Source organism: Anabaena subtropica FACHB-260 (assembly GCF_014697105.1).
Taxonomy (GTDB): Bacteria; Cyanobacteriota; Cyanobacteriia; order Cyanobacteriales; family Nostocaceae; genus Trichormus; species Trichormus subtropicus.
Window position 1 is genome coordinate 56,129 of sequence record NZ_JACJRF010000029.1, and the last position, 8,221, is coordinate 64,349.

Sequence of the window (8,221 nt, forward strand, 5' to 3'; positions counted from 1 at the left end):
CCATCATCAAGAGAAATCAAATAGATGTCAAAAAATGCTTACCACGTTGATAAATTTCACGAGCATAATCAGTCCAAGCACCTTGTCCCCAATAACGAAAGCAGCTTGTTTGTAGCAAAAGATTGTGTAACAGTGCTTGGCGATAATCGGCTCGTTTGGTAATAGATGAAACTGAATCATTGAGTAATAAATTATCAAACTTTTGATGAAATACACTACTCAATTCATACATGGGAGACAAAACATTTTCATATCCCTTCACCCAACTGATATGATTTGTCCAAGAAGCTCCTTCTACATGAAAATGAGAATTAATTTGCTTTATTTCTTGAATGGCATTCTCGACAGCTTCCGGTTGAGGACTATCTGGTGAAACTCGCTGCCAGATTTGATGTTGCCCTACTGGCTGACAAGTGGGAAAATCTTCAACTTTACAACCAGCGGCCTCAATTAACTCTAAATATTCTGTACCACATAGTCCAACAATACCAGATTTGCCACCGCCGTTATTTACCATATCCCACCAAGCCTGTTTGAAGGCGCTGGGAAATTCATTCATCATCACACCGCCATTTTCCCCATCACCAATTTGACTAACGATTGGGGGGATTTCTACATTTCCTAACTGCCGTTTTGATAAAGTTTTAGCTTCATAATATGGCTGCATTTGAGCAACTAATTTAGTGTCAGAACCTTGGGTTTTAATTAAAGCAATAATACTAATAGTTTCACCTTGAGAATTACGGGCAATCAGACGATGGGGTAAATGTTTATCGATGAGAGATTGCCCATCAATTGTTTCTACTGTATGTTCTTGTACCAACAGCCAACGATAGCCGCATTCTTTTAGTGCTTTGATAAATTGAAATAATGTATCTGGATGATTTGGTAAGTGCATTTCTGGTGGAGAAAATCCCTTAACTCTTGCTAATGCTTCCCAGCCAAAAATTGCGGCAAAATATTGTTGCCATGCCAAGATATGTAATTTAATATCTTGGATTGGTGTGGAAGGAATGACAGCATGACCCCACATTGTACCCAGCCATTCTACATAAGGTTGATATGTGCGGTCGCAAGTAATCCGCTTCAGGTTATCTAGAACATCATCGCGTCCCATTTGTCGGAGTCCCCACAATAGATTACCAGAGTAATCCAACATGACGCGGGGATTGCAACCTTGGTTGACGAGTTCAGGAATCAACTCTCCCATGCGACTGTAACAATAGGCAAAAGGCCCGGCGTTATGATTATCTCCTTCCTGGGGATGTGCAAACATATATTGCAGATTGCTGATCAGTTCACCACCACTACCAGCTGGTATAGTTGGTTGGTGCATATGTAGAGCGATCGCAAAGACTGCATTTACATCTTCTAACTTAATATTCGTCGTGGGTAAGAAGACAGGCGCATCATTGTTAACGATAGAGAGAACCTCAGCTTCCCAACCAGATATATTTGGTAAACCATCTATAATTTCTGGTATGGAGGTATTTTGTAAAGACAGCATTTTAGTTGCTCCGCAACAATGAGTTTTGATTATGGTAATGGGTAACGGGTAATAGGTAGTGGGTAATTGGTAATTCGTAATTATAGCGATCGCCAGATAGCTTAGTAAAGGAACTGGCGTAGCATATTTGCGGAATGATTCAACAATGCCGACGAACTAATCATAAAATTCAGATATCACGAGACTTTAAAGCTTGTTCCCTGGGATAGGTTTGAGTTCCTATGACTCACCAAAAAATTCCATCAGCTTTTAACTGAGGGAATTTCCTAACTAATTAGAGATGTGTGTCAAGTTTTGCGGGCGAAGACAAAGGGAAACTTATTCCCAGCGAAAAGGAAATCTCCAAAACGTTGGATTTTTGTCAGAAGACTCAAGCTTTCATCGGGTTGTTTTCTCATAGCTGGTGGTGTAGCTACTTTTAAAACAAACTCTAGCAACCAAGGTGCTAAACGTTGACACCAAACAGCTAGATGACTTTGCCATCCTACTAAAATTTCTGGTGAATCTTTTTCTAGCCCAGAAACTAGTGCTTTGGCGACTTGCTGGGGAGTCATGGGAATTACCCAGCGAAATAGTTTGATGTCACGTACCATATCTGTGTCGGTGAGGGATGGTAACAAGGCTTTTACCTGGATGTTGTACTCAGCGAGTTCACGTCGCAAGGCTTGGGTAAAACCTAAGATGGCAAACTTTGTGGCTGAATAAGTCGCCATTGTTGGTGCAGCTACTTTCCCCATTAAACTGGAAACATTGATAATTGTTCCTTGTCTTTGGCTGGCCATGCGTTTGGCGATGAGACTGGTGAGAGTATACATCCCTAATAAGTTCACTGAGAGTTCTTCTTGCACTTGGGTAAGTTTGGAACGCAAGAATGAACTTTGGTATGCTACGCCGGCACAGTTAACTAGTAAGTGAATAGGGCCGTAATTCCGCCAAAGTTGGGCTATGGCGATGTTTACCTCTGTCGCTTGGGTTAAATCAATTGCCAATGTTGTGGCTTGCACTCCCATTGCTTCGACTTCTTGGGCGACTTCTCTTAACTTTTGGCGATCGCGTGCTACTAAAATTAATCTTTGTATCCCTTGTTGTGCTAATTCTAAAGCGATCGCTCGCCCAATACCACGGGAAGCCCCTGTAATTAGAGCAACTTTACCTTGAATCTTCATGGATTTCATCCTCCAGAGTCTTAGTCTTACCTCAGTCCGTCATTAATCAATCACCAAGAGGCAAAACAAATCATCAGTTGTATTAAATATCTGAACCGCAATTAGCCTCTAGCAACGAGATATTTCTGGGCTAATCTGCATTGGGTGTAGTTTGCAGATTGCAATCAATTTCTTACACTGTTGGCTGAATCGATATGGCTCATAGGTTTTACCTCTTCTAAATCAGAGCTGTTCATCAGCATCGTTGCTTCTACACACGTTAGCAATTAAATCAAGGACTTGCAACAATCTTTAATAAGTATTTCTTAATACTTGCTAACAGTAACATATATATAAAATTTGTTTTTGAATAAGTTTTTATTAATACTTTGAGCTAAATATATTGATCCCCTGACAATTGCAATCAACATTATTTGGTTAATAGAAAATTGTTATATAGCAGACATAAATAAGACACAAAAAAGACATATTTGTTAGGAACAGTTTCAACTATTTTGTCGTCAGCAATTTCACGGAAATTATTGACTAGCCAATAGTCGATAGTCATTAATCAGTTGTTAGTTGTCAGTTGTCAGTTGCTAATAGTTTTCTTCTCCCCCTGATTTCTTCTCTCTACTCTCTATTCCCGGCAAATTGTGTCAATTGTTCGGCATTTAATGACTGTAAAATACTCAAATTTAAAGGAGGTTTACTAATAGATTGGGCATAAGAAGGATGTAAATAAGAACGATACTCAGGACGATTGAGTAGATGGGTTTGTAAAAAAGCCACACTTAGAGCATTGAGATATGAATAAGCCGCAGTCCGATCAGGGCCTAGCAAGCCGCTTGGTACAGGTAATACATTACTTCCACTAGGTGAATCTTCGATGAGAGTGAAGTGAGTGGCGTTATCAATTAAGGCTAAATATTTATTGGGGTTGGAAAGCCAGGTAAAGGGGCGAATTTGTTCAGGTACTGGTGGGGCGAAAATATCTTGGCTACCTGCTACTAACATTACAGGAAGTTGAATCTGGCTGATACCGGGTTCACCAAAAATAGAACTAGTGATAGGGTTAATGGCAATAACTGCTTTGATCCGACTATCTTGTAATTGATAATCTTGTGGAATTAATTGGTTTGCCTCACACTGCAACAACAACGATACATTCAAACTAGAGTTGTCGGGATCGCAATCCTCATTGAGTTGATCAAAATTAATCTTAGCTCCTGCCAAGGACAACACCGTATAACCACCAAAAGATTGACCGATCGCACCAATTTGCTGAAAATTAAGTTTACCCTGGAGCCGGGGATCAGACTGTTCCAAACGCTGGAGTTCATCTAAAAGAACCTTAATATCTAAAGGTCTGTCAATAAATTCTCTAGGTTCTGGCGGCCCTGCTAAACCAGCAAAATATCGCTCAAAACGTTTAGCGTTACTACCAGGATGTTCTAATACAGCAACGGCGAAACCATAGGATGCGAGATGTTCGGCGAGATAAATAAAACTATAGCGGTCTGAGGCAATACCATGAGAAATCACAATTAGAGGAAAGGGCTGTTGTTCTTGGGTATCTGTAGTTGTTTGTGGTAAATATAAATCTACAGGTAGACGGCGAACTGACAAGTCAGTGCTGGCGCTATTGCGCTGAGGATCATTTAAGGTGAAAGTCGCTATTTGCCAACGGAACTTTCCAGGCGATCGTAAATCTGGTAACTGTGATAAATTCTCCTGAGAAACAAGAGTCTGGGCTATTGCTTCTTGTTGTAGAGAAGCAACAACCCTATCTCTAGTTCTGGTCAATTGTGATAAGTCATCAACTATTCTCAACCCCTCAGAGAAATTAAGCCGCACATTAGTGCTGGGAAAATTACGTAATATATTAACAAGTGATAAACCCTCTGGGTTGGTAGCCGATAAAATCAGCGCCGAGCGCAAAGCATAAAAGCCATTACGGCGAGAATCAGTCTGTACAATTTCTCCTAGCCGTTGCAAAACCTGTTCACCAATTGGTGAGTAAGTAACTTGAGATACTAAAGTAGGAGTTACATTAAAACGCTGTTGCAGAAATTCTCGTAGTTGAGCCAGTTGCTCAGGAGTCGCACGTTGAGCATAGAATTGTAAATCAGGATCGATTTTCCCGTCCTTCGCAAAATTTGCTAAAGAGTCAACAGGTAAAGAAAATTCCCCAAAAGGAGGGTAAAAAAAACTGATCCGTTCAGCACTTAAACCTGGTGTAGCTGTCAAAAAGGTGGACAGTAAACCTAGACTCAGATACTTCAAAAAATTTTTCATCAGAATAATCCGCTTGTCTACCTCGTCCAAACAAACTTGAGACGAAGGGAAAGCGGGGCGGAACGATACCGCTTTCCAATTTACCGTGTTGCTCGTGTTATACCCTTTGCATCATAAAGCAAGTGCTTACTTTCGTATTCTCTTAATTGCCACACTAACCAGGCTAAATAAACAAATAGCCATTATGGCTATAAATTGCATCTATCCCTGGGAGGCTTGTTCTGGAGAATGAAGCAGATAAGAAGAGGAAAGCAGAGACAACCAGGAAAAAATAAACTTAGCTAATAACCAATGACAATCAGTTTCAATTTCCGAAACAAGACTATCAGAGACTGTATACACAAGTTAGCTTAATGTTTAGACCAGTTATCAATTAACTGATAACTGATAACTGTTAAACAACAGCCGCACTCTAGCAGCTATGGTGAAAGAATTAGCAATTCGTACTTGTGGATTAACTAAGCAATTTGAACGACACATTGCTGTCAACGAAGTTGATTTAGAAATCCAAGCGGGTGAAGTCTATGGATTAATTGGGCCAAATGGGGCGGGGAAGACTACTCTCATCCGAATGTTGGCAGCAGCTGAAGAACCAACGATGGGTGAGATTTATATTAATGGAGAACACCTGCGACTTGACAAGAGTAACCCTACTCTCAAGCGTCGCCTTGGCTACCTACCTGATGATTATCCCCTATACGAGGATTTAACAGTCTGGGATTACTTGGATTATTTTGCGCGACTGTATCGCTTACGAGAACCACGGCGCACTCAACGCCTACACGAAGTTTTAGAACTAATACAACTGGAAAATAAACGCAAAAGTCAAATTTCTACCCTATCGCGGGGGATGAAACAGCGTTTGAGTTTAGCGCGCACGATCATTCACGAACCCATTTTACTGCTTTTAGATGAGCCTGTTTCTGGTCTTGATCCCATTGCGAGGATGCAGTTTCGGCAAATCATCAAAGCGTTGCAAGAAGCAGGGATGACAATCTTAATTTCTTCCCATGTTTTGAGTGACTTAGCCGAACTTTGTACTTCCGTGGGAATTATGGAGTTGGGTTTTTTAGTAGAAAGTGCTTCACTGCAAGAACTTTACCAAAGGCTTTCTCAGCAACAGATTGTGTTATCAACTTTGGGTAATTTAGATTCACTTGTGAGTGAATTAAAAAATCATCCCTTGGTAGAACAGTATGAGAAAATACCAGGAAAAAACAGTCTGCGAGTGAATTTTCTGGGTAAAGAAGAAGATTGTGCAGAATTACTGCGATCGCTCATTATTTCCGGCGTTCCTATAACTGATTTTCACTGCATTCAAGAAGACTTGGAAAGTATTTTCTTGAAATTAGGACACAAACAAGCATCCTAATTAGTCAATAATTATCACTGCCTATTTTTGGAGTTTTTCCAATGATAAATAATTTTATGTACAAACTAGGCGAATGGAATCCTCAATTATTACGAGAAATTAAAGGACGTGGGAAAGTTCGTGATATTTTACTAGCAGTTGCTGTATCCTTGCTTGGTCAAATTGTACTCTTCATGTATTTCCAAGCACAACTGCCATATCATGCCGATTCCTCATTTGCATATAACCATAAATACTGTAAAAGTGATACTCTTTCTGAGCCATTACAATGTATTTTTGACAGTTATGATAACGTAATTATCAACTGGCAATTATGGTGTCAAGATGTCTTTAGTATGCTCAGTTTGATTGGAGTATTTATTCTCCTAGTTGGGGGAACTTTTTTACTCATCAATGATTTAGCAACTGAAGAGCGACGAGATACACTCAATTTTGTCAGACTCAGCCCCCAACCACCCCAAAGTATTCTTATTGGGAAAATGCTGGGAGTTCCCATCATTTTATATCTAGTGTTATTACTAGCAATTCCTTTCCACCTATGGTTAGGGCTGAAGGCTCAAATTCCCCTAAGTCAGATTTTTAGCTTTTATGGAATTCTGATCATTGCTGGCTTTTTTTATTACAGTGGGGCTTTACTTTTTAGTTTAGTTGGTACTTGGTTGGGTGGTTTTCAAGCTTGGCTAGGGAGTGGGTTAGTTTTAGGATTTCTTTTATTTACGAAAGAAGCTTTAAGAGATAGTTCCATAGTTAATTATCCAATCATAATAATACGATTGTTTAACCCATATTATTTTATTCCCCATTATTCCAAGGTCTCACAACTTTCTAGATTCCATTGGTTTGCTCTGCCAATAGGAGCTAGTTTTGCTATTACAGTTTGTTTTAGTGTACTGCTTTACTTGTTGGGAACTTACTTTATTTGGGAATCTTTGCAGCGTTGCTATCGAGATCCCAATTCCACAATGTTAAGTAAAAAGCAAAGTTATTTATTAACTTCTAGCTTCACTCTGATTACTTTAGGATGTACAAATTGGGGAGCAGCATTCACTGAAGGTTACTATCAGTCTTCATTGATGAAGGAAAATATCGCTTTCTTAATGTTTCTAGATTTTGGGTTATTCTTGTATTTAATTGCAGCACTTACTCCTAATCGTCAAACACTACAAGACTGGTCACGCTATCGACATATTTATAGTTCCCAAAAGCTTGATAATAGCAAATTAATCAAAGATTTAATTTGGGGTGAAAAAAGTCCAGCGATATTAGCGATCGCCATCAATGCTCTAATTGCAATTACCTGTTTAGTCTTCTTCATTTTAATCGTATCCAGCCCGGTCAATGATAAATATAAGGCTCTCTTAGCTCTAGTTTTTGCAGGTAGTTTAGCTATTATTTATGCAGCCTTAGCCCAATTAGTTTTACTGATGAAAAATGAACAGAGGATATTGTGGGCTAATGGGATGTTAGGCGCTGTAATTATTTTGCCACCAATTGTTTTAGGACTATTGCTTTCCAACCCTAGCAACCAGTCGGTACTGTGGTTATTGTCTGTAGCTTCACCTCTAGTTATTTTGTATCCTGGTGGTGCATATATAGTAACAACCACAATGTTTTTAGCACTTCTAGGACATGGGGGTATACTAGGTTTAATACTGTTCCAAATCACCAGTCAATTGAAAAAATTTGGCGAATCAGCAACAAAAGCTATCTTAGTAGGAAACTAACCAACTGATTTAGTTATAAACCTGAAAAACCCTGGTTTTTTGATAAACTAGGGTTTTTATATTGCTGATACCAGTTTAATATGAAGGTGCATATAATAGAGGAAACAAACTCGATAAATTAAAATAACCATGAGCCGCACTTTTAAGATTGAAATCGCAGAGAGCGAAGAAGAAC

5 protein-coding genes are annotated in these 8,221 nt (G+C 39.3%); 2 read left to right on the forward strand and 3 right to left on the reverse strand.

Features of this window, described 5'->3' with window-relative positions:
• Nucleotides 1-16 precede the first annotated feature (16 nt).
• From H6G18_RS16530 to H6G18_RS16540, 3 genes are all read right to left on the reverse strand, one after another.
• Nucleotides 17-1,507, reverse strand: a complete 1,491-nt coding sequence (locus H6G18_RS16530) for a glycosyl hydrolase family 57 (RefSeq protein WP_190408192.1) — start codon at nt 1,505-1,507, stop codon at nt 17-19.
• Nucleotides 1,508-1,794: 287 nt separating this feature from the next.
• Nucleotides 1,795-2,673, reverse strand: coding sequence for an SDR family NAD(P)-dependent oxidoreductase (locus tag H6G18_RS16535; RefSeq protein WP_190408193.1), 879 nt, complete (start codon nt 2,671-2,673; stop codon nt 1,795-1,797).
• A gap of 612 nt (nt 2,674-3,285) precedes the next feature.
• Entirely contained in the window at nt 3,286-4,950 is a 1,665-nt protein-coding gene (locus H6G18_RS16540) for an alpha/beta hydrolase (RefSeq protein ID WP_190408194.1), read from the reverse strand.
• 421 nt (nt 4,951-5,371) lie between these two features.
• Between H6G18_RS16540 and H6G18_RS16545 the strand changes: the two genes are divergently transcribed.
• Nucleotides 5,372-6,322, forward strand: a complete 951-nt coding sequence (locus H6G18_RS16545; RefSeq protein ID WP_190408195.1) for an ABC transporter ATP-binding protein — start codon at nt 5,372-5,374, stop codon at nt 6,320-6,322.
• A gap of 56 nt (nt 6,323-6,378) precedes the next feature.
• Complete coding sequence (locus H6G18_RS16550; RefSeq protein WP_242040356.1) at nt 6,379-8,046, forward strand: hypothetical protein; 1,668 nt, start codon at nt 6,379-6,381, stop codon at nt 8,044-8,046.
• Nucleotides 8,047-8,221 lie beyond the last annotated feature (175 nt).

What these genes read in the sequence shown, in the direction of transcription:
- H6G18_RS16535 (WP_190408193.1), bottom strand. Translation starts at nt 2,673, where the DNA reads ATGAAGATTCAAGGTAAAGTTGCTCTAATTACAGGGGCTTCCCGTGGT.
- H6G18_RS16530 (WP_190408192.1), bottom strand. Translation starts at nt 1,507, where the DNA reads ATGCTGTCTTTACAAAATACCTCCATACCAGAAATTATAGATGGTTTA.
- H6G18_RS16545 (WP_190408195.1), top strand. Translation starts at nt 5,372, where the DNA reads ATGGTGAAAGAATTAGCAATTCGTACTTGTGGATTAACTAAGCAATTT.
- H6G18_RS16550 (WP_242040356.1), top strand. Translation starts at nt 6,379, where the DNA reads ATGTACAAACTAGGCGAATGGAATCCTCAATTATTACGAGAAATTAAA.
- H6G18_RS16540 (WP_190408194.1), bottom strand. Translation starts at nt 4,950, where the DNA reads ATGAAAAATTTTTTGAAGTATCTGAGTCTAGGTTTACTGTCCACCTTT.